Annotated in this window: 20 protein-coding genes and 1 pseudogene; 4 read left to right on the top strand and 17 right to left on the bottom strand. The window is 54.9% G+C overall.

Annotated features, from left to right (window positions below; translation table 11 throughout):
- Positions 1–167: 167 nt before the first annotated feature.
- A complete protein-coding gene (locus tag ACZ1HA_RS02570) occupies positions 168–821 on the top strand; it encodes a competence protein CoiA (protein WP_472712747.1) in 654 nt (217 codons plus the stop codon).
- Positions 822–992: 171 nt separating this feature from the next.
- Here ACZ1HA_RS02570 and ACZ1HA_RS02565 read toward each other — a convergent pair whose 3' ends face one another.
- From ACZ1HA_RS02565 to ACZ1HA_RS02535, 7 genes are all read right to left on the bottom strand, one after another.
- Positions 993–2,303, bottom strand: a complete 1,311-nt coding sequence (locus ACZ1HA_RS02565) for an HlyD family type I secretion periplasmic adaptor subunit (protein WP_472712746.1) — start codon at positions 2,301–2,303, stop codon at positions 993–995.
- On the bottom strand, positions 2,300–4,048 hold the full coding sequence (locus ACZ1HA_RS02560) for a type I secretion system permease/ATPase (RefSeq protein ID WP_472715272.1): 1,749 nt from the start codon (positions 4,046–4,048) through the stop codon (positions 2,300–2,302). The genes ACZ1HA_RS02565 and ACZ1HA_RS02560 overlap by 4 nt, the downstream gene beginning before the upstream one ends.
- 244 nt (positions 4,049–4,292) lie before the next feature.
- Positions 4,293–9,425, bottom strand: coding sequence for a hypothetical protein (locus ACZ1HA_RS02555; RefSeq protein ID WP_472712745.1), 5,133 nt, complete (start codon positions 9,423–9,425; stop codon positions 4,293–4,295).
- Entirely contained in the window at positions 9,397–9,936 is a 540-nt protein-coding gene (locus ACZ1HA_RS02550; RefSeq protein ID WP_472712744.1) for a hypothetical protein, read from the bottom strand. The genes ACZ1HA_RS02555 and ACZ1HA_RS02550 overlap by 29 nt, the downstream gene beginning before the upstream one ends.
- A 19-nt stretch (positions 9,937–9,955) precedes the next feature.
- On the bottom strand, positions 9,956–11,644 hold the full coding sequence (locus ACZ1HA_RS02545) for a hypothetical protein (protein ID WP_472712743.1): 1,689 nt from the start codon (positions 11,642–11,644) through the stop codon (positions 9,956–9,958).
- Positions 11,632–11,925 (bottom strand): hypothetical protein, encoded by a 294-nt coding sequence (locus ACZ1HA_RS02540; RefSeq protein ID WP_472712742.1) that lies wholly within the window; start codon positions 11,923–11,925, stop codon positions 11,632–11,634. The genes ACZ1HA_RS02545 and ACZ1HA_RS02540 overlap by 13 nt, the downstream gene beginning before the upstream one ends.
- A gap of 1,333 nt (positions 11,926–13,258) precedes the next feature.
- Positions 13,259–13,447: an H-NS histone family protein gene (locus tag ACZ1HA_RS02535; protein ID WP_472715271.1), complete on the bottom strand. Its 189-nt coding sequence runs from the start codon at positions 13,445–13,447 to the stop codon at positions 13,259–13,261.
- Positions 13,448–14,012: 565 nt separating this feature from the next.
- Here ACZ1HA_RS02535 and ACZ1HA_RS02530 point away from each other — a divergent pair.
- Positions 14,013–14,456 carry a DUF4262 domain-containing protein gene (locus ACZ1HA_RS02530; protein ID WP_472712741.1) on the top strand — a complete coding sequence of 148 codons (444 nt, stop codon included), beginning with the start codon at positions 14,013–14,015 and terminating at the stop codon, positions 14,454–14,456.
- Between the two features lie 151 nt (positions 14,457–14,607).
- Here the strand turns inward: ACZ1HA_RS02530 and ACZ1HA_RS02525 are convergent, their stop codons facing one another.
- From ACZ1HA_RS02525 to ACZ1HA_RS02490, 8 genes are all read right to left on the bottom strand, one after another.
- Positions 14,608–14,820 carry a hypothetical protein gene (locus ACZ1HA_RS02525; RefSeq protein WP_472712740.1) on the bottom strand — a complete coding sequence of 71 codons (213 nt, stop codon included), beginning with the start codon at positions 14,818–14,820 and terminating at the stop codon, positions 14,608–14,610.
- A gap of 98 nt (positions 14,821–14,918) precedes the next feature.
- Entirely contained in the window at positions 14,919–15,314 is a 396-nt protein-coding gene (locus tag ACZ1HA_RS02520) for a helix-turn-helix domain-containing protein (protein ID WP_472712739.1), read from the bottom strand.
- A gap of 3 nt (positions 15,315–15,317) precedes the next feature.
- Positions 15,318–15,509, bottom strand: a complete 192-nt coding sequence (locus ACZ1HA_RS02515; protein ID WP_472712738.1) for a helix-turn-helix transcriptional regulator — start codon at positions 15,507–15,509, stop codon at positions 15,318–15,320.
- A gap of 185 nt (positions 15,510–15,694) precedes the next feature.
- Positions 15,695–16,324: a hypothetical protein gene (locus ACZ1HA_RS02510; protein ID WP_472712737.1), complete on the bottom strand. Its 630-nt coding sequence runs from the start codon at positions 16,322–16,324 to the stop codon at positions 15,695–15,697.
- A gap of 26 nt (positions 16,325–16,350) precedes the next feature.
- A complete protein-coding gene (locus ACZ1HA_RS02505) occupies positions 16,351–16,554 on the bottom strand; it encodes a hypothetical protein (RefSeq protein WP_472712736.1) in 204 nt (67 codons plus the stop codon).
- Entirely contained in the window at positions 16,551–17,651 is a 1,101-nt protein-coding gene (locus tag ACZ1HA_RS02500) for a tyrosine-type recombinase/integrase (protein WP_472715270.1), read from the bottom strand. The genes ACZ1HA_RS02505 and ACZ1HA_RS02500 overlap by 4 nt, the downstream gene beginning before the upstream one ends.
- A gap of 366 nt (positions 17,652–18,017) precedes the next feature.
- The gene (locus ACZ1HA_RS02495; RefSeq protein WP_472715366.1) at positions 18,018–18,209 is read right to left on the bottom strand and encodes a hypothetical protein; all 192 of its coding nucleotides are present in this window, start codon (positions 18,207–18,209) and stop codon (positions 18,018–18,020) included.
- 262 nt (positions 18,210–18,471) lie between these two features.
- On the bottom strand, positions 18,472–18,705 hold the full coding sequence (locus ACZ1HA_RS02490) for a hypothetical protein (protein WP_472712735.1): 234 nt from the start codon (positions 18,703–18,705) through the stop codon (positions 18,472–18,474).
- A 246-nt stretch (positions 18,706–18,951) separates the two neighbouring features.
- On the opposite strand from ACZ1HA_RS02490, the gene ACZ1HA_RS02485 reads away from it, so the two are divergent.
- Both ACZ1HA_RS02485 and ACZ1HA_RS02480 read left to right on the top strand, forming a co-directional pair.
- Positions 18,952–19,209 carry a hypothetical protein gene (locus tag ACZ1HA_RS02485; protein ID WP_472712734.1) on the top strand — a complete coding sequence of 86 codons (258 nt, stop codon included), beginning with the start codon at positions 18,952–18,954 and terminating at the stop codon, positions 19,207–19,209.
- Between the two features lie 185 nt (positions 19,210–19,394).
- Positions 19,395–19,578: pseudogene (locus ACZ1HA_RS02480) on the top strand (type 1 glutamine amidotransferase domain-containing protein); the annotation flags it as partial.
- Positions 19,579–19,853: 275 nt separating this feature from the next.
- Here ACZ1HA_RS02480 and ACZ1HA_RS02475 read toward each other — a convergent pair.
- Both ACZ1HA_RS02475 and ACZ1HA_RS02470 read right to left on the bottom strand, forming a co-directional pair.
- Positions 19,854–20,330, bottom strand: coding sequence for a GNAT family N-acetyltransferase (locus ACZ1HA_RS02475; RefSeq protein ID WP_472712733.1), 477 nt, complete (start codon positions 20,328–20,330; stop codon positions 19,854–19,856).
- Positions 20,327–20,953 (bottom strand): NAD(P)-dependent oxidoreductase, encoded by a 627-nt coding sequence (locus ACZ1HA_RS02470; RefSeq protein WP_472712732.1) that lies wholly within the window; start codon positions 20,951–20,953, stop codon positions 20,327–20,329. The genes ACZ1HA_RS02475 and ACZ1HA_RS02470 overlap by 4 nt, the downstream gene beginning before the upstream one ends.
- Positions 20,954–21,043: the final 90 nt, after the last annotated feature.

Here is a 21,043-nt window from a genome sequence, read left to right as displayed (position 1 = left end):
GAGCCAACCTGTTCATCAAAGCCGAGAAACGAGTCGAGCCTGGCGCATCCAACGGGTTGCAAGGCAGTACCGGTTGTGTTGGCTGGGGTTATCTTTTGGGCTGGGCCAGTTGGCTGTGGCACCCAACTCTGTAAAGCTGTATCGATTTGACTGAAATGCGGTTCGCTTTGTCAGAAGACAACTCCAGAATTGAAGCCTATCCGGGTGGTGCCGGAGTTTGTCCGGGATGCATGTCGTCACTGATTGCGAAGTGCGGGACAAGAAAGGTATGGCACTGGGCACATCAAGGACATGACCACTGTGACCATTGGTGGGAACCTGAGACGCTGTGGCATCGTGCTTGGAAAGGCTGTTTCCCCAGAGACTGGCAGGAATACCCGCATCACGGTGATCAGGGAGAATTGCATTTTGCAGATATCCGGACACCGAACGGTTTGGTGATTGAAGTTCAGCACTCACATTTGGGTGACCGCGAAATTCGGGCCAGAGAACAGTTTTATGGAAATCTTGTCTGGGTCGTAGACGGAACCCGTTTAAAACATGACCGCAACAGATTTCTCAAAGGAATGGATCGAAACCTTGGCTTGGGAACGGATCCGAATGTCTATGTCTTTAACGGCAATGGACGGCAGATCACCCGAAGGTGGGCAGTCAGCCAGAGACTCGTTTACCTGGACTTTGGTGAGGATGATCTTTGGTGTGTTTCGCCCGACAGACACAATTGGCAGTTCTTCGCGACACGTGTGACGAAGGCAAGCTTTGTCGATGCATGTAAGATCAACGATCCGAATTCTGCTTCTAAACAATTTCCGGTTTCTTAGACCTTTTTTCCGGGCTAGCTGGATTGGGTACGTGTGCTGCGACCAAAAATGATTAGTGGCACTTCCACGATCGGCTCATTGCCCTTTGTCAACTTCTCCGATCAGAAAGCACCGACTAACAAACACTTCAGCCGGCATCTTCGTCGTCCGCCGTTAAAGCCTAACCTCCCCTCACCCCTCGCGGAATGCACGTGCGAAGTAATCCGTCAGGGGCTTGGCGAGATAGCTGAGTGGTGATCTGTCGGCGGTCCGGATAAAGGCTTCGACCGGCATGCCGGGCAGCAGCGGCTGGCCACCCAGTTTGCCAAGATCACCAGGCCGCGGCACAAGCTCTGCTTCATAGAAGGTAAGCCCGGTAGCCTGGTCGGTCACGATGTCTGCAGAGAGGCCGGTCACCTGCCCCGCAATCTCGGGCGTGAGCCTCTGGTCGAGGGCAGCAAAGCGCAGAGTGGCCTGTTGCCCAATCTGCACCTGATCAATGTGGATGGGATCAATGCGGGCGGAGATCACCAGTGGCTGGTCCTGAGGCACCACATACATCACAGGTTCCGCCGGCGAAACGACAGACTGCAGGGCAAACACCGTGGAGCCGTGGATGATACCGCTGACCGGTGTTCTGAGCTCCATCCGGGACAGGGTATCCAGCGTGCTGAGCCTGCGCTGAACCAGTTCCACTTCCTGCACGCGCAGGTCTCTCAGTTGCGCGATCGCATCTTCCCGCAGCCCCGTGGTGAGGCCGAGGCGTTCGATGTTCAGCGCCGCGATCTGGCCTTTCAGCTGGGCGATGCCCGCTGTGACGCTGCCGATCTCCCCCTGCAGCCGCGCCTGTTCGCGCTGCAGCGATGAGACGCGCGAGGCCTGCGTCAGGCCCTTCTCCAGAAGCGAGCGGCTGTCTGCCAGTTCGGTGTCAATCAGCCCCCGCTGTGTCTCCAGCGCGGCCAGCTGCGCTTCAGCACCTGCGATCTGGTTCTCAGCCTGGGCAATCTGCTCAGCAATCTGGGCCGCGTTCTGCTCCAGTGAGACACCCCGCGCTCTGAAGAGGCGCGCCTGACCGTCGAGCAGATCGCGGATCTCCGGTGATCCTGTCGCGCGGGCCGCCAGATCGTCGGGTACCAGGAGATCTGACAGCCCGTCCCGTTCGGCCACGAGCCGTGACATCCGCGCCTGTACCTCAAAGAGCTGCCCTTCGGTGATTGCCAGTTCAGACCTGAGCTGGGTGTCATCAAAGCGCAGCACCACATCTCCGGCGCGCACCGCATCCCCATCCCGGACCAGCAGCTCACCGACCACCCCGCCCTGAGGGTGCTGCAGGACCTGACGGTTGCTCTGCACCTCAATCAACCCGGAAGCGATCACCGCGCCCGAGATCCGGGCCTGCACACTCCATACCCCGATCACACCCACAAGGATCAGCAACGCCAGACTGCCGATGGCCAGCGGTCCTCTGGCCCGCAGGGCGCGCGACTTAGCCTCAGCACTCATCCTGATTTCTCCCGTGACAGTGTCTGTCTGATGTCCTCGACATTGCTGACCATGGATCTGAGCACTTCGTCGCGCGGGCCGTCCGCCCTGACCCGGCCACCTTCAAGAACCAGCAGCCTGTCGCACTCAGAGATTGCCGTGGGCCTGTGGGTTGTGATCACCACGGCCTTGCCATCGGCCTTGAATGCCTTCACCGCCCGGTTCAGCGCTTCCGAGCCCTCACTGTCGAGCGCGGAGTTGGGCTCATCCAGGATCAGCAGGACTGGATCGCCATAGAACGCCCGGGCGAGCGCAATCCGCTGGCGTTGACCGCCGGACAGATACCCGTCATCGCCATGCACCGGTGTTTTGTATCCTTTGGGCAGCGACAGGATCATCTCATGCGCATTCGCCCGTTTAGCCGACTCAACGACCTGTTCCTCATCAGGCGACACCGACATCCGCGCGATGTTCTCGGCGACTGTGCCTGTGAACAGAACCACGTCCTGCGGCAGGTAACCGATGCAGGCCCCCAGCATATCAGGATCATACTGATCAATCGTCGCACCGCCGATCCGGACCTCACCGGCAGCCACGGGGGTCAGCCCAAGCAGTGTTTTGGCGAGGGTTGTTTTGCCAGAACCGCTTTTGCCGATGACACCCAGCGCCTCACCTTCGCCCAGGTAAAATGACACCCCCTGCAGAATGGGTGGTTTGGCAGGGCCAGCGGCCACCGTCACCCCAGCAAAGGAGATATTGCCGTAGGGCCTTGGCAATGCATGTGTCTCGGGCTCGGTCGGGGTTTTGTCCAGCAGCTCGCCGAGCGTGTGCCAGGCCGCGCGCGCCTGCTGAACCAGACCCCATTGTCCCAATGCCTGCTGCACCGGCGCCAGCGCCCGCCCTAGCATGATGGAGCCTGCAATCATGGCGCCCGCTGTTACCTCCGCCTGGAGCGCAAGATAAGCCCCCAGCGCAAGCATGGCACTTTGCAGAAAGAGCGTGGCAGACTTGCTGATCGCCGTAAAAAATCCTGACCGGTCGCTGGCATTCAGCGCTGTCAGCATTGCGTCGTCCCGCAGTGTGCCCCAGCGGGTGGCAACTGAAGAGCGCATACCCTGTGCGCGCACGAGTTCGGCCGCCCGGCGTGCCTGATCCGCGAAGTTCTGGGCCTCGGACGAGGCCATCTGCGCCTTCAGGGTGCGGGACTGCGTCAGCCAGTTGTTCAGCAGCGTGACCGTAATCAGCAACGCCGCCCCACCCGTCGCCAGCCAGCCAAGCCAGGGATGGAAGATAAAGATCGCCGCCAGGAAAAGCGGTGTCCAGGGTATGTCAAAAAGCGCCAGCGCCACAGGCGAGGTGAAGAGAGTACGCAGCGTTTCCAGATCACGCAGACCTTTGGCGGGGGCGGCACGCTCCTGCGGCAGAACGGATCGCCGCAGAACCGCATCAAACACCCGCTGATCCAGTGCTGCCTGAAACCGCCCGCCGAACCTCGCCAGTACACGGCCGCGCGCATATTCCAGCAGCGTCATAAGCCCGTAGAGAGCGGCAACCAGCAAAAAGAGCGCCAGCAGTGTTTCCTCAGAGCGTGACCCCAGAACCCGGTCGTAGACCTGCAGCATAAAGAGCGGGCCTGTCAGCATCAGCAGGTTGACGAAAATGCTGAAGACAAACACCGCCACCAGCAGCGTCGATCCGGCACGGCGGGCAGCGCGTAGTTCAGCGGTGCCTTTTAAATTTGACTCAGCCAAAGGGGGTACCCCCATTGAAGACAACGGAAACATCTGCCGTAGAGTTTTAGACATGATCGTTAACAAGGAAGGGAAACCTCACAATAGCTTAGGGTTTCGAAATCAAATCGGGATCTGTCGCAGACCGAACGAAAAACGTAGATGTCCGTCGTTGCAACGGTCGGGCGGCGCATTTCATCAGCGGAATGTCCTGTCGACATATGAGCGAACCAAGCAAAGCGAGTAGCTGTAACGAGTTGCTCAGCGAACTCTGAAGGCGTCACATTAAGAAGCCTTCTTCTATTGCAAGGTATCCAACAACTTCCGTTGCGTGAGCAGTTTCCGCGTCTGCTGAGGTCTCCTCGTCAACCCGGAAGCTGACGCCGTTAGCAGAAAGGTCATCAAAGCGGAGCGCTGATGGATCCGCTCCGTTGTAAGTCTGCATGTCCGCCAGCAAAACAGGCGCTTCCGCAAAACTCTGTGCAAAGACGAACTGCTCAGCCACATGTGTTACCTGATCAGGTGTTCGGAAGGCTTCGAAGCCCGCTACACCACCGGTTTCGATCGCAATCCATGCGACGTTCTCCTGCGGATGCCATCCGGAACTGGCTTCTTCTTCTTGTATCCGTACATCGAACCCAGTCTGGGTTACGTTTTGGTGGCGTGTCACAACAGCTGAGAATTCGTTAACTGTCGTGACCTCCGACAGGACAATCGCGTCACTGAGTGTCTCACCGAATGCAATCGTCTCAAAACTGTGGTCTACTGAGGCATTGCCAGCAACCAATTTCAACCCGTTCTCAAGTACATGCACTCCTTCCGACACAGCCAGCCAAGCAATGCTTTCGGCAATATGTTCCCCACCGAGGTAGTCCCATTCATCAAGCTGGAATTCGAACCCTGTGTCAGTCACATTTCGTACGCGTGTTGTTGACGGATCAGCACCATTGCTTTCAACAGGTCCCAGAACGACCACCGCATTGGCAATTGGCTCATCAAATGAAACCGTGAACCATTGATCGCTGTCCAACTGTTCGATGGCAGACCAACCCGCCTGACCGATTATTGGGCTTTGTGAAGCCATCTGCCAGTCAGTGAGGCTGCTGTTTTGCAACAGGATAGTGTCGCCTGAACCATAAGACACCAGAATGTCAGAACCAGACTGTGACATGCTTGTGCCCCCGGGCAGGACGGTCGGGTTCAGCAGCAGCCCATCGATCTGAATGGCATCAGCCGCAAAATCAAAGTCCTGAACAGTATCGTTTCCGTCATTGGTGGTGAAGACGAAGGTGTCGGCACCCGCGCCGCCAGTCAGGAGGTCGTTGCCAAGGCCACCAACAATTGTGTCATCACCAGCATCTCCATTGATCGTATCGTTTCCGGCTTTGCCAGACAAAATCTCAGCAGCTGCAGTTCCCGCAAACCCGTCGCTGGCCGCCGTCAGAATTGTCGCACCCACGGACAATACCGCAGCAGTTTGCACAACGGTTGCGTCATTCTCAAAACGCGTCTGCCAGTGTGCGGCAAACAGATCCCCCGGACTGTTGCTGTCCAATCCGAGATCTGAACCGTCGGGCTGGAAGCCGGCCGTCGAGCCATCAGCAAACACAAAGAGCTCAACGTTTTCGCCGCTTTGGTTGAACCTGGCCGATCCGCCCGACCATTCCAGAACAAGCGCGGTATTGTCAAAAGAAGCAGTAACGTCACTGCGGTTCAGGCTTTCAAAGAAAACCCAGTCCTCACCCTGTTCAAACTCTTCATACACAAAGTGCTCGCCGCCGTTCGCATCTATGACGTAGGTATCGTCGCCCGAGCCACCGTCCAGCAGCTGTTGTCCAATGCCGCCATCGCCCGCAGACAAGTAGTCACTGCCATTGCCGCCATAGAGTCTGTCTACACCAGCTTGTCCGAGGAGCTCATCGTTTCCGCTCCCGCCGCTGAGCGTGTCATTTCCGCCTTCGCCGAATAGCTTGTCATTGCCATCTTCACCAAAAAGCTGGTTATGCTGCGCGTCACCGACGAGCGTGTCATCAAACTGCGATCCCAGAAGACCTTCGATGCTGACAAATGTATCGCCGGCCGCGTCACTGCCACTCGCAACACCAGTGGTCAGATTGACACTGACCGCCGCAGTCGCTTCCCGATAACCTGCGATGTCAAAAAACCCGCCACCGCCATCCAAAGCATCGGCTCCAGCACCTCCTTCAAGGTAATCGGCACCATAGCCGCCAAACAACTGGTCAGCGTCCGCACCGCCAAACAATGCATCGTCATCAATGCCACCGTCGAGGATATCTGTGCCAGCCTCGCCCCTCAGGACGTCACGGCCACCATCGCCGTTGAGGGTGTCGTTTCCGGCGCCGCCGAATAGATTGTCGCCGCCATCGCCACCATGGGCAATATCGTTGCCATTGCCACCATAGATCGCGTCAGCGCCTGTTCCGCCGTCAAGTGTGTCATCGCCAGCATCACCGTAAAGCTGATCTCTGCCACTGCCGCCGCTCAGTTGATCCGTGTGGTTTCCGCCGGACAGAATATCGTCACCGGAATTCCCTTCCAGCGTGTCATTGCCATCACCGCCGACCAGAGTATCTGAACCTCCGCCACCCAGGAGAGTGTCGCTACCAGTGCCGCCGATAATGTAGTCAGACCCGTCCTGACCATCAGCATAGTCATTGCCGCTGCCGCCATCGATAATGTCAGATCCGCTGCCACCATAAATGGTATCGTTGTTGTCGTTCCCGTTCAGAATGTCGTCGCCGGCACCGCCTTCCAGTGTATCATTGCCGTCGCCGGAATTGATCGTGTCGTTGCCACTGCCGCCCACGAGCGTGTCTGCTCCGAGGGCTGTCTCACGCCAAAAGTGAACTTCTCCGTCACTGGACCAATATGAGTCCTCGTATCCAGTTACCACGGTGTCGTCAGAGTTTGTGCCTTCCCAAAACCCGATATACCGCCAGCCATAGCTGTTGCCGATTGTGGCAGCGCCCAGTGATGTCCGCTCATAGGTTTCACTGTGATCAGCCGTCGCATCGGTGTTCGTCAGCGTGATCACATCGCTGGATAACGTGAAGCGCAACTCTTCGATATCGATCGCGTCAATACGTGTGGTGCCGTTGGTCAGATAATATTGCCCCTCGCGGAACTGCTGAGCCTGATAAATCGGTCTCCATTCTCCGCCATCGCTGGAGCTGTACCAGCGGCGTCCAACCTCAATATTGCGTGTCACTTCCATGTCGGACCATGACCAGTCCGACCTCACACCATCCAATACCAGAACATCATTGCCGACACCGCCAAAGACAACATCATACGAAGCATCGACGGATGGCTGGCCAAGACTGATAACATCGTCGCCGGTGCCGCCTTCAATCCAGTCATCGCCGGACCCGCCTGAGACAGCGTCGTTACCATCGCCGCCATAGAGCTTATCGTCACCATCCCCACCGTGGATGTCATCGTCACCGGCGTCACCGTGAATTCTGTCGCTGCCTGCACCTCCGTGAAGGACGTCATCGTCGTTGCCGCCAAAGATCAGATCATCGCCGTCATCGCCGTGGAGGGTGTCCGTCCCAAATCCGCCCAGGATGTAGTCATCCTGCGTACCGCCGTGAATACTGTCATTGCCAACGCCGCCCATCGCGAAATCGTCGCCCGCGCCTGCGTCGATCGTGTCATCGCCATCATCGCCGGAAATACGATCATCAGAACCGCCGCCGGTCAGATTATCATTCCCGCCACCGCCGCCGAGGTAAACCGCACTCTGCGAAGCAGCACCGGTTGCTGTGTCTGCACCGTCGCCGCCTGTGAACTGCTCGAAACCAGTTGCCACCAAGTCAAGGGTGACACCCCCATTCGATGTGACAATTGCGGTGTCAAATCCTTGCCCGCCATCTGCGACATCAAGCGCGTCGAGGAACACGACATCGTCGCCGTCGCCGCCGGAAATACTGTCCGCTCCCGCGTCCCCAGCCAGCAAGTCACCAAGTGCCCCACCTGTAATGGCGTCATTCCCGTCACCCCCCGAAATGGACACGGACCGCAGGTGACCGGAGGCATCCAGAATGTCATCAGACGTGAAGCCAAACGCACCATCTAGGTTGAGTGCTTCCAGATCGACGCTTGTCAGACCACTGGTTTCAAGGTCCGCGTATGTGAAGGTCTCGCCTGTTTCAAACTCGACATTGTAGCCTGTGCTGGTTGCGACTTCGCGATAGCCATTGGTCTGAAAAGACAGTGCAACGTCGCCTACACCACCTTCAACGACCTCACCATTGCGGGTGAAAGAAGCGGTACCCAGCAGCGTGTTGTTGAATACGGTAACATCGTTTCGATTGTCATCATAAGCCGTACCGTCATCGTAGGTGAGATTGATCTGGGTAAATCCCAATGCTGCAAGAGTTTGCAACTCGCCGTCGTCAGCTACTCCGTCGGAGTTCGCATCCTGCCAGACACGGAGCTCATCCCAGACAGTATCCGCTGCAGAAAGCACCCCGTCGCCGTTACCTCCAAGCTCAGAAAGCGTATCAAACATCGCCAGCGCCTGAAGGTCCGTAACACCACCTGTGGGCAACCACTCTGTGAACGCCAGTTCCTGGGTCATACTAATCTGACCATCGCCCGCCCCGCGCGATCCATCGGCATTCAGATCGATCACGAGGAAGGCGTCATCAGCGCTGACCCATGAAGTCCTTTCCAAATAACCGTCCGCATCCATGTCGAAAGAAACGGTACCGTCGACATCGATTTCTATTCCGTCACCGTCCATGTCGAGAATGATTGGCTTGCCACTTCCTTCAGTGTCACCCTCACCGCCAGGGTTTTTATCGCGCCAGCCAACACCGTCATTCTGATCCTTCCAGTTAGGAACACCGTCGCCGTCACGATCCTTGCCCCAGTGGCCAATGTTTGAGAAGTTTTCATCCCGAAAATCTGGAATGCCATCTTCGTCTTGATCACCAGACCAATCCACACGGTACGGCGCGGGCTGTCCCAATTCGTGAAATGAAGAACCCGGAATCTGTGGAGAGTGTCCCGCAAATGTCCCTTGCAAACCTATACGGCCATCTAACCCGATAAGATCGGCGAAGCTACGGCCCAAAGCAGACAGGCTCGACAAGAACCCGCCAGAAGTCAGCGTGGGCGTTGTTGTGCCATCTCCGTTATCAACATCAACAATCTGGCCATAGTGGTATGCCTGTGCCGGCGTCCAGACGCCTTCAACAGCAATTTCCTGACCGCCCGGGCCGAATAGCGCCTCAATTCGCCCTTGCTCATCCAGCGTGTAGACCGATGACGTGTTGTGCACCCGGACGCCGTCAGCGACATAAGTATGGTGGCCGGCCACTTCGAAGTTGTATGTTTTCCAGCCGTCAACCGGACCGTCAGTTGTGTGATCCAACGCTCTTTGCATAGCTTCCCCCAATGAACTGGTACCCCAGTCGCTTAATAAATTTGTGTGTTCTGGCGAGATCCACGCCTGACGTGACGTGGAAAAAAATTTCCTGTGCGTTTCTGGCGTGAGACCAGGTTTCAATTCCACGCAGCAGTCCCAGCGCGACCTTTCCACCTGACAATCCATGCCGCTTCTCCGGCAAAACGTTTATGTTGTGAATTGTCGTAACCAGCGTGCCTTCACCAATGTGATATTCGCCAATCGAGCAGTACGCCGCACCGACTGGCTTTCCGCGATCCGTACAAAGCATAATCCCATGCCGTTTTGTGTCCTGCGAAGCACGCCGGATGATGGTTTCAACTTTTTGTGGTGCAAATGTGATGTAAGACAGACGGCTTTCGCCGTGCGCCGCCCTTGCAAGCGCGACAAGGTCGTCCAGACGGTTCTCGGCATGATCCAGCACTTCGAAAGACAAAGCTGAACCACCGCGAGACGTGCCACGCGAGTTAGTTGTTGAATTCCCACCCATACTTAGTAGTTCCGCCGGATCAGCTCACCGTCTGTCTGCTTGAACCGGACTCTTTTCCCCGCTTCTCCGCCAGAGCTTTGCGTTGCTTCCTTTTCATCGAAGGTGACAGCTCTGAGGTGTGTGCACGAACAGAACAATGTACCATGGTCGTAGCCGCTGGGGCATCTGGACGATTGGCGAAGGCAGGCGGTATGTTAGGCTTAGGTTTTGTTCGTCGCATTGGGCTTTCGGAATTGAAGCCTGACAGACTATCCGGTGCTGACATCCGCGTGCCAATCTGCTCCCATTCGTCAGCGAGATAAATCTCCTCAAGAGTAACTTGCGAGCGGGTGAGGATGTAGTCTTCTGGTCTTGGCAGCTCTGCGCCATGGGCATATGGGAATGGGAACTTACACTCCTGGACCGTGCCATCTGCAGTTTCGATCTTACCCAACATGTAGCCATCGTCTGAAAGGCTCCAGCCTTGACGCTCGGCTACTTCCATTACGGAAATGCTCCTCTTGCCGTCAGGCGTCGAGATCCGTGTGCCAAAGCGGATTTGGCCACGCTTCCTCGGCGTCCATGAGCCGTCCGGCATTTTTGCCCGCGCCTCGGCATGGATGAGACGGTCGCCAGTCGACCCGACCTCACAATTGGTCGCCGCCCGATACACTTTTCCGGAGTCACGCATGATCGCGCCATCAGTCCGCAGAATATCCATAAGCGGAACATGTTGATTTTTGAATCTACCGTCAGTGCAGTAATACGCATGACCTGGCGTGACCCCCGTGCCCCAAAAATCAAGGATATTTGAGGAAGAATTTGTCATCGTGCGCGTTACAGGACCAGGTTTCAGTCGTCCTTCCTTGTCGTAAGAAACCACCAGATCACCGGCGCGGATTTCACTGATTGGCTTTGCCCAAAGCTTGGATCGTACTTCCTCTTCATCAAAACTGCCGTCGGCACACGGAGTAATTGCTGGATCAAGTGGCCACATCTGAACCATGGAATCACACAAGAAACACTGTTCATCAGATTGCTGGCTCAAGTAGTCAGCGATTTCTTCAATTCTGAGGTCACCATTAACGATTTCCTGAGCAAGTTCTGTTGCCTGAGCACCCGAAACAAGAATTGTATACTCGAATTCCAAAGCACCATTTGGCTGCAGAATTTTCGAAGCACTTCTCATTACGTACGCTTTTGTCCCCGGATCACCCGGGTAGCTACCAAGCGGGACTGCTAAACCGCCACCCTGAATTGCGTGCGGCAAAACCTGTGCCTCACCAGACAGCGAAAACCCTGTCAGGTCGCTAAAGTGGCCAACGCTTACAAAGGCTTCAAAGTCGATACCACCTTGTGTACCCACTCCCGTTGCAGCCCCGAGACTAAATGCTGTGAATGGTTCCAATTGTAGATTTCTCAGACCTTCTCCGGCCAAAGAACCCCCAAGATATCCCGTTTGGTTCCCCATCAGGTGGGTGAAAAGGTCAAAACCGGACATGTTTTCCAGCTGCTCACCGCTCTGCCTTGAAGCCAATTCTCCAGCTTCGGTCGAGACTACAGAAGCACCAAAAACTACAGTGGCTTCGTAGTAAGACGGTGCACGAAGGAGATCCTTTATGCCTTCCGGTGCATTCAGACCAATATCTCTTAGGGTTTCTCTTACTTTTGACAGATTAGCCTTTGTTGTTTCATAGACAATTCCTACACCCAGGGTTATGTCAGCCATTCGAAAACCTCACTCGTGATTGCGAAAAAAATTGATGCAAAAAATGCTGGTTGAAAGATCCAGATAAGCAAAAGTTCCGGATGTTCTTTAAAATTTCTGCGGCTTTGAAAAGTCAAATCAATCACCTCGTCTTGTCTTTTATAGCGACCACTAATTTTGTGGGTTCGTGTCTGATAAACCAGAACTCCGATCGCCACTAAACATCCCGCGATTCCGCCCGCTAGAATTGCGCTAACCTGCGCCTGCATCGTAAAAATAACAAAGACCCACACAAAGAACATCAAAAGCCATCTCATTTGCCAACATCACAGAGCAAGGGAACCGAACTATCTGCCAAATGCCGAATTAGACATTCCTTAGATGATCCAGAGTTTCTTATTGCCGACCAATATTGTTCTAATTCTGTGGCCGCTGAAGCGCAGTTCGCGTGTGGTCGAACTGCCGCTGCAATAAACTCTGGTAAGAACATTCGACGCTGATTCTCATCTAGGGACATAGCAAAAGACGATATGGCTTCAGCGTATGCGACCAGAAAAACAAGCCTCCCACTGTCATTGAGTGAACTAGAGTCTTCGCACTCACGCTCAAAAGACAAATCAAAACCCAAGACTCGCCCAACCAAGTCCGGACTCGGATTTGACTGCGCGGCTAAACAACTGGCAAAAAGAACTAGCGCTGCCGAAAATGCCGGACCAATTACATTCATTTGCAAATTACGTTTCAGTTTCAACAAAAAGAAAAAACAACACAGACAATCTCCGCCAACCTATTCCTACAACCACGTCCACCCATTTAGTTCAGCTATTTTTCATTAATCTAAAACGAGCGAAACTGAACCAATTTTTAGGCAAAAAAGGGATCCCACCTTAGCGATATCAGACTCGCCCTTTGCTTGAACGAGCAAATTACCGGTAAGCTTTCGAACCAGATCAAAAGCGAGCGCTCGAAAGCGTTTACTCGGCATCGCTTCAAACCAATCGAAACCACTTTATGTCACCTCACAGACTTAGCCCACACGAGAAACGCTGAAGGTCGTTACAGAAGCGTCCGTGCGTGGCTGATCGCCCACCGGACTTGCGCCTCATGAAGTCACATCGCGCTGAATACATTCCCCTATAGCGGGAGGTTAACGAGCTCTGAACAGGAAGCAAGAACAAAGTTAACAAAGGTGTGAGAATCTCAAATCATGGTTAACGCGCCGGGCGAGCGTGGCGTCGAAAAAATGATATTTTGCATGCATTTCAGTATGATAGGAATCATCAATGCATCCGCATAGAAACTGGACACTCAGACAGAAAGGCTGCAACCGGATTTGCACACGATACGGATGCAGAACTTCAGACCACCGGTGCGGGGCTCGGCTTGTCGCCACCATTTGACTGCCTAGACAACCGGTAAAACAAAGCTTTGGGCACACGGAAAGACTGACCGGGACTGTATCGACAAGCCAGGATCCAGTTATCGTTTTTGAATGCGATCGCATGTCGCTTGCCATCGCCGGGATGCCGCCTGAAAAATCAGAATAGCCTGCCTTGGTTAAAGCGTACCAGGCCCTTCTGTCGGAAATACCAACCCGGAACAGACTTAAGCCGTGAGGCTGTCGACTAGGTCACCTCATTTGCTCGCGACGGCCATATCCTCAGGGGCTTTCCCAGCAGTAATTGCTTCTTTGAACCAGACAGGCTGGCGGCCATTGCCGCTCCATGTGACGGAGGGGTTTTCCGGATGCGCATATTTTGGTTTGGCAGGAGGTTTGCGCTTTGCAGCGGCGCTTGATCGTTTTGCCGGTTTCTGCGTTTCAATAATCTCGGAGAGTTTGAATCCCAGCTTCCCGGCTGCTTTCTCGGCCGCTGCCAGCGCCTTTTTCTTTTCCTGCCTTTCCAGCCGTCCAATCTGCTTATCGATTTCAACCTTCAGTTTGAGTAGCTCCTTGAAGGTTTTGTTTTTAGATCCATCGTTTCTACCTTTGTTCCAGCGGAATGACCCGGTTTACTGTGTATGCTCACAAAACTTCAAGAACTGCTTTTAATTAGGAATATTCAATCAGCGGGATCTGTCTTTTGTAGTTTGGCACCCATAGTGAGGGAGATTGACATGCATTGGATGCGCGACGCTTTTTCGCATTTCACAGCGCCACGAGTGTTTCAAAACGTTATTCCTGATTGTCTTCTGTGAAGCGGACATCTTAAGAACCACTGCTGTTTCAACCCCAATCATACTCACATTTACCATGAAGCGCAGAAAGCATTGTGCCCTGGCCGAGAACGCAGGACGTTAACAGGAGGTTAACGGGTGGTATCGGGAAATCACGGTGCAGTTAAAGCCTCATGTCAGAAGCAATGCCGAAGTCGAGGCATGGATTCAAAGAATGATTGCTCAAAATGGCTATGCTCAGGTTTCCAGACACGATCCTTCTTCGGGGCGCCCGGGTTTTGCGTTCACGATCGGTCTTGAACAATCGAGAAAGGTCCCGGAGCTGATCTGTCTGGGTATTGCTCCGGACGTCGCCGCACAGCTGTTCGCGATCTGCATAGAAGGCCACGACGCTTCACTTTGTGATCTGGCTGCGGGAACCCAGACCGTCTCCGGGCTGGTCGATGGCTACAGCCTGCGCTTTCAGCGTGTGAGCCCTGTGATGGTTCAGACAGCAAATGAGGTTCGCCCGGATCGCCCTTCGGATATATCGGAGATGGTTCAACTGGTGGTTCCCGATAATGACGGGTTTTTCCCCGGGGACGCGGAATGTGATCCCGGAATTGCGGCATCACAGGATATCGGTTGGTTGCTGACTGAGGAAAACAGACTGAGCTGAACTATCAGGCATTCGAATGCAGAACATCCAATACGCAAGCGCCGTCAGGCCACAATAGCGCACCCGAAATAATCAGACAGAAATCAAGGCAGATATTGCGCGCAAGCATGTAACACACTGCTTTGATTATATAATTTCAGAGGCACTCCTGTCACCGACAGACGACGATCAGAAAAATCGCGCCCACAGGAAAAAAATTCTGCGAATGAGAGAGGGCGGGTCTGGAACAAAGCAAGTCTGGCAGCTTTTGCCCCCCCCCCTTCTGCTTTGGCGCGCAACCAATGACATCAACGAAGATCGTTTTTGCACCGGCCATGGCCATATATAAATAGAGCACAGTTTTTGAGCCGGCGATCTTGGCCAAAATGGACAAAAGCGTCCCGATCAGCAGGACGCTTTCATCTGTTCAGGCTCTTACTGGCACAGGTCGTGTGGCAGGATTATCATATTTTTGTGCGGGGATCAGTCAGACTTTCCGCGCCAGCTCATAAACTTCTTGGTTGCAGGCAAACCATCTGATGTTGTCTCTTCGGTCAGACGCCACTGGGAAGCCGAACCGCTTCCGTTCACGCCAAGACACGGTCCGGTCGCCAGTTCAATCAAACCCCGTTCAAGAAGTTCATTAAACCACGCCCCGACGGTATTTCTGTGAGCATTAAGCAGAGCCGCCGCCTGTCTGTGGCTCAGAACGATCTCGCCATTGTTTTTGCCGTTGTAGCGACGTTTGATTTCGAGGTAGAGAGCACGGGGCCCTGGCTTCAGGGATTTCCATGCCTCAGAGCGCATGAGCCATTCGTGCAACTGAACGAAACGTCCACCGCCCTTCTTTTTCTGTTTGTACTTCCGCAGTCCGGGCATCAGTCAGGTCTCCCGCCTGTCAGAAATCCAATTGCGAATGTCCACCGTCCTGTACCTGACAGAACGCCCGATACGTACGATCGGAGGACCTTCACCCTTTACCGCCGCCATCTCGAGGAAACGCTGCGAAATGCCAAAATAGCGTTGCACTTCAGCCCGTGTCAGCAGACGTTCATCATTCAGTTCCTGTTGCATATAGCCACTCCATGATATTCGACTGTTTCGGACACAACTACGTTGGACGTGGTTTTGTCATTTTCCGAATATTCAAAGAATTTTGGGGCCAAATCGAGTTTGCGAACATTTTGTCGTCTGTTCGCCGCAGACAGGTCTGAGTTCAGCCGCCTTCGAATCCGATCGATACATCGGACCGGTCGGTTTCAGAGTTCCTGTTCCTGTTTGTCGAATAATGCCAGCTGTTTTCGTACGGCTTTCAAAGCTCCAGCATATCGACCGCCTTCACCCAATGCGTCGCTGACAATGACTTCGTCTTTTCTTGGATGATCTTCGAATTCCGTGGAAGCTATAATTTCAAACTTGTACAACGACTGGCGAATTGCTTCTTCGTTGCTTATCGGCTTTCCGCTCTCTCTGGCTCTCGTTCTCAAAGAGCTTGCATAAGACGCTGCATTGTAGAGGCCATCGGCCCACCGTCTTCCGCCCCGCGCCCCTCGACCTTGTTCGGGCTCACACAATTCCCAAACTGTCAGGTAAAAAAGGAAGTCTTCTGGATCGCGCAAAGTCGGCACGTCGTCTGGATCAAACCCGAGCAAACGTTCTTGTTCCGCAACGAAAATGTCGTGCAAAACCGAAATGACAGAGTCGTCGGGTCTATCGGCGACCGGAGTGGTCCTGTCCCATTTAACCGCAAAGTAAGGCTGATTATCGCTCAGATAACCCACCAGTATCGGGTGATCTCGCAGGTGGTCCCATCTGAACCGAAAATCCCAGATCCTGAGTTGAGCTGCGCGTTTCCGCCCAGCGTCGCGGAAGCCGATTGCATCAAGCATGAAGCGAAGACTGCGGCAATGTCTCTTTAGCCGAGCAACACTCTGATCATAGTGCTCGATATCGAAAGGATGGCGCAGCGGTGGATCGTCCGGCGCTGGGTTTTTCTTTTTTCAAGTACTTTCTCTGCATCACTCAATAGCTTTTCAGTTCTTATCAACAAGGCGGCACCGAGCATCTGAACGCCAAACAGATCCAACTCGATACGACGCTCCCATTCTGCCTTCTTCATAGCTTTTCCTTCCGGTGCGAAGGCGCCCCAGTTCTCTTGCACAGGCTTTCGCACACTGTTTCCATTGAGGGTCGCAGAGCGTCGATAGAAGGTTTTACGTATCTTTGACCTGTGATGGACAATGGCGTGTGATTCAGCAATCTGCCGACAATCTCCTCAAGAATGCCGGCCTCCATAGCGACCGTCGCAAATGTACGGCGATGCGTATGCGGGCTCCATTTAAGCCTGGTTGCATTGGTTATGTGCCCATATTTTGACTTCGGCGAAGGGAAAACCCATTTCTCATTCAGGCCGCGCATCGGAGCAAGTATCTCATGGTGTACCTGGAGTATCGGCAAATCAAAGCTGCGCCCGTTTTTTGTCATCGGAAGATGGATGTGATCCTCGCGAACGTTTTTCCATGTCAGAGTGAAGGCCTCACTCTTACGCAACCCGGTGAAGAGCAGCAGTTCATAAAAAACACGATGGATCGGATTATCGAGCGCTTCAATTGTGTGACGCCAGGCAGCTAGATCTTCGATAATGTGAACAGCGGGGGCTTCCTCATACCATTCGATTGCCATCGTTGGACTTTCCGGCAGGTCGTGCACTCTGCGGGCGTAGTTCCAGACTGTCCTGAAGTACTTCAGAACATGGTTTGCGCCTGAAGGTGTCGCGGCCATCGAACGATGGCGATCGGCCACCATTGATTTTGAGATCTCATCAAGCGGCAGCCGCAACCAGTCCTTCAGATGCAGGTCGAACTGCTGTCTCATTCCGGACTTGTGGGTTTCAGAGCGCAGTTTGGGACGAGCAAGATAAGCATCGAGCGCGGCCTGGAGTGTTGGAGCGCCCATCTGGATCTTCTTTCCGGCTCCCCTGCCCCACTCAAGGGCAAAACCCATCGCTGTCTGGCGGGCGGCATCTGCCGGGATGACCGGGAACCTCCCGATGAGCTTACGCTGTGTCTGCCCACCCACGTCCTTCTGGAAGTACCACGTCTTCGACCTCTTTCCGACGAAGAGAACAAGGCCCTTGATTTCGCTGTCCCAGTGCTTGGCAGTACCGGATTTTGTCTGGGGAACCTTCCGCGCGAAGGTCTCTGTAAGCTTTGGCATTTTGTCTGCTTTTTGTCGGAACTGAATTGAGATGAAGTGATACAGCATGATACTGTATGACACTGATTATCAAATAAATTGAAAGCCTTAGCAAGACTGTGATACGAGGTGAAAATCAAGATATATGCTTGGAAGGCTGAGGTAATAGCCAGTATACGACGCCCGCTCAGCGCCCTAGGCATTATTGGATGGCTCTTCCGGGGTCAAGTAAGCATTTCACTGGGAAACGTAAGTTGGCCGTGTCCGTTAGTCTTTGCCCAACGGTTGTCATCAAAACTCCCGTTAACAGTTCTGGTCTCCTTCTCAGATAAAAGTCTGCAATGCGGACGGATTGAACCTTCGCTGTGATCGCCCCAACGTCAGGTTTCAGCGCATCTCAACCGCAGCGAATGACTGCTTCGGGGCGATTCTGTGGAAAACAACATGTTGCGAGCGCAAAAAGCAACGATCCGAATGGAGCTCAGGCGTCTTTCTGATCATGTGATCTTGCGGAACGTGTTCTTCCAGCGAGAACTCATAAAACAGCGCGGCCTGTGGTTCCTGCTTCGGTCCGATCATCGCAAAATCCCCCAATCAATACGGGAAGTGAGTCAGCCATTGACCATCCAATCAAGGAAGAGTTATTCAAAAAAAATCGCGCCACACACAGTCGCAAAGTCAGTGTCATAAGCGCACAACGTTACGCTCTCCCCACCCGTCATCTTTACCACTCGACCTTTTCCCCGGAGGGCATAACCCGTTTTTTATTCACTTGATCAACAGGAGGCTTCTGCCTGGTGCCGCCAACCCGCTCACCCCTCGCAGAACGCACGCAAAGTGATCAGTCAGCGGTCCGGACGAAGGCTTCGACCGGCATGCCGGGCAGCAGAGGATGGCCACCCAGTTTGCCGAGATCATCAGGCTGCCGCACAAGCTCTGCGTCACAGAAGGTCAGACCGGTAGCCTGGTCGACCACACGTCTGCTGACAAGCCGGTCACCTGCCCTGCAATCTCCGGTGAGAGCCTCTGGTCGAGGGCAGCAAAGCGCAGAGTCCGCCTGTTGCCCGATCTGCACCTGATCAATTTGACGGGATCAAGGTCAGGCACGCGGGGACTGACAAATAACTGTGGTATACCAAGCGCTTCAGCTGCGCCGGTAAAGCCTCCCTGATCGATCACCGCGCGGAATTCAGCCAGTCCGCCCAGCGCCTTCATTGTTGTTCCTCAGCAATAATGCATTCCCAATTCACGTACCTGTCACGCAATTCAGAAAATGAAGGTTGGTTTCATCAAACGAAATCAGACCACTCAGGAGCCACCCATGATGCTCTTCTCACGTCCCCTCGCTGCTGCCGCAGCCTTCGCAACCACCCCTCTCTCAGCCTTCGAAGGCCCTGCGGCTGACGCCGCCAGAGCGTTCTTTGACTGCCACCGCGCGCAGGACGTGCCCGCCCAGATCGACGCCTTTCCCGATCTTACAAATGATGTCCATTCCATCACAGAAGACGCCACGGGCACCCGGGTTTTTTCGACGTCAGCATATCGGGCACCCAGACCAAGGACACATTCGGCATCGTGAAGCAGGGCCACTCCTAGGACCTGGCCCCACATGTTCGTCATCGATGTGGATGACGCTGGCCGGACTGCCCGTGTCACAGCCTTGTGTGACAACGTCGACTGGTACCGCCAACTGGGCCGCACCCGGCTCGACTGGACCATTCAACAATCATTTTATTCAGGGAACTTCTCATCACCGAGCCCCACATCCTTGTCGTTCTCACCTCACACGACAGCCTCGGCGATACCGGCCACAAAACCGGCTTCTGGCTGGAAAAGTTCGTCGCCCCCCCGCTACGTTTTTCGGAACGCGGGAGCGGAGGTGACACTCGCCTCACTCGCTGGCGGACAACCTCACATCGCCCCCGCAAGCGCCGGGTCGACGGCACGCCGCTGGTCGCGGGCTGTCGCATGACAGCCTTCGCGAATGACGAAGAGGATGCTCTCGAACTCAACCACTTCGTCCCTTTAATGCCCGAAGAACGGCTGCGCGATCTGAGGCGACTACCTCGCCTTCTCGCGGGCGGGCGTTACGGCTGGGCTCGACGGGTTTGACGTCGCCGCTCCGCGCTATCTGGTCGCCGGCCCGGTAATTTTCGCAGTGTTGATGATCCGGCACAGCGCACCTTAAAGCCACGCTCGCCAACCTGCCATCAACGGGGTGGCTCAGGGTGCATCGGTTGCAAGGCGGTACTTCCGGAACAGGGCCCCGTCGATTGTCACATCGCCTTCTGACTGTGCGCCCAGGCGCTTCAGAGCTCCCAGCTTTTTGCGCGTCGGCGGAAGAAGGAACGTCACAGAAGGAATGCGCGCATCGCCACGCGCGAAGGCCAGTGCCTGAGCGGTGATCCTGTTGCCCAGGCCGAAGGCAGAGGGTTTCAGCACCAGCCCGAAGTCCCAGTCAGCCCCCTCACGCTGAAAGCCGCCCCAGCCCACATAGTCGCCATCCGACAGGATTGCCCAGTGACCCAGGCCATCCTGCGCCCACCTGGCTTCTTTCATGACCACGAAGTCTGCAGCGCGCTGAGTGTCCCAGCTTCCACCGAGCAGGGGCATATGCACGGCCAGGATCGGGTCAGACATGTGGGCCGCTATTTCCTCAACGGGAATCGTGGACAGACGGGAAAAGCTGATTTTTGTCATTGATCCGGCTGCGACACGCCGTAGGCGGCTCCTTTGGTTTCAGGGTCCATAAGTGCATCGATCAGGAAGTTTGCAAGGCCCGCCCTTGAAACGGCTGAACCATTTTCGGGCAGCGCGTTTCTTTGCGCCCGGTAGGCAGCCAGGTCGCTGTCCTGCAGGAACCCTGCGCGGGCAGAGGTCCAGTCAAGGCCGGAGTGCTTCAGGATGTCCTCCATGCGCCCGGCGCTGCGCACCACGTTTGGCACGACCACGCGCAGTACTTTTCCCAAGAACGTCTGGTCCGGGAACAGCAACGCCGTTGAGGTCACCAGAATGCGTTTGATATCTGTTGAGGACGCAGCGCGCACGATGGCATCCGCAGATCGGGCATAAACAGAGGTGGCGGCTTTTGTCGGCAGCCGACCGCCCAGCGTGGAAATCGCCGCGTCATGGCCGCGAAACACCGATGCGAGGAACGCAGAGTCGCAGGGATCACCGACCGCGACCTGCAGTTTTTCATGTTCAGTACCGGGTGTTTTGTCTGCTGAGCGAACGACTGCCGTGACGTCCATTTCTTTTTTTAATGCGGCCTCAAGCACCAGCCTGCCCGTCCGCCCGTTCGCGCCCAGAACAACGAGTTTCAAGTTTATCTCCATTCTTTTGGAATCGATACATGACGTCTCTCCGTTCAGCCTCGGACGAAGAGACAATTCCTTCAACAGATCGGCCCCTTA

It is taken from the genome of Roseobacter sp. S87 (genome assembly GCF_055693285.1).
This window is presented reverse-complemented; position numbering and strand designations above follow the sequence as displayed.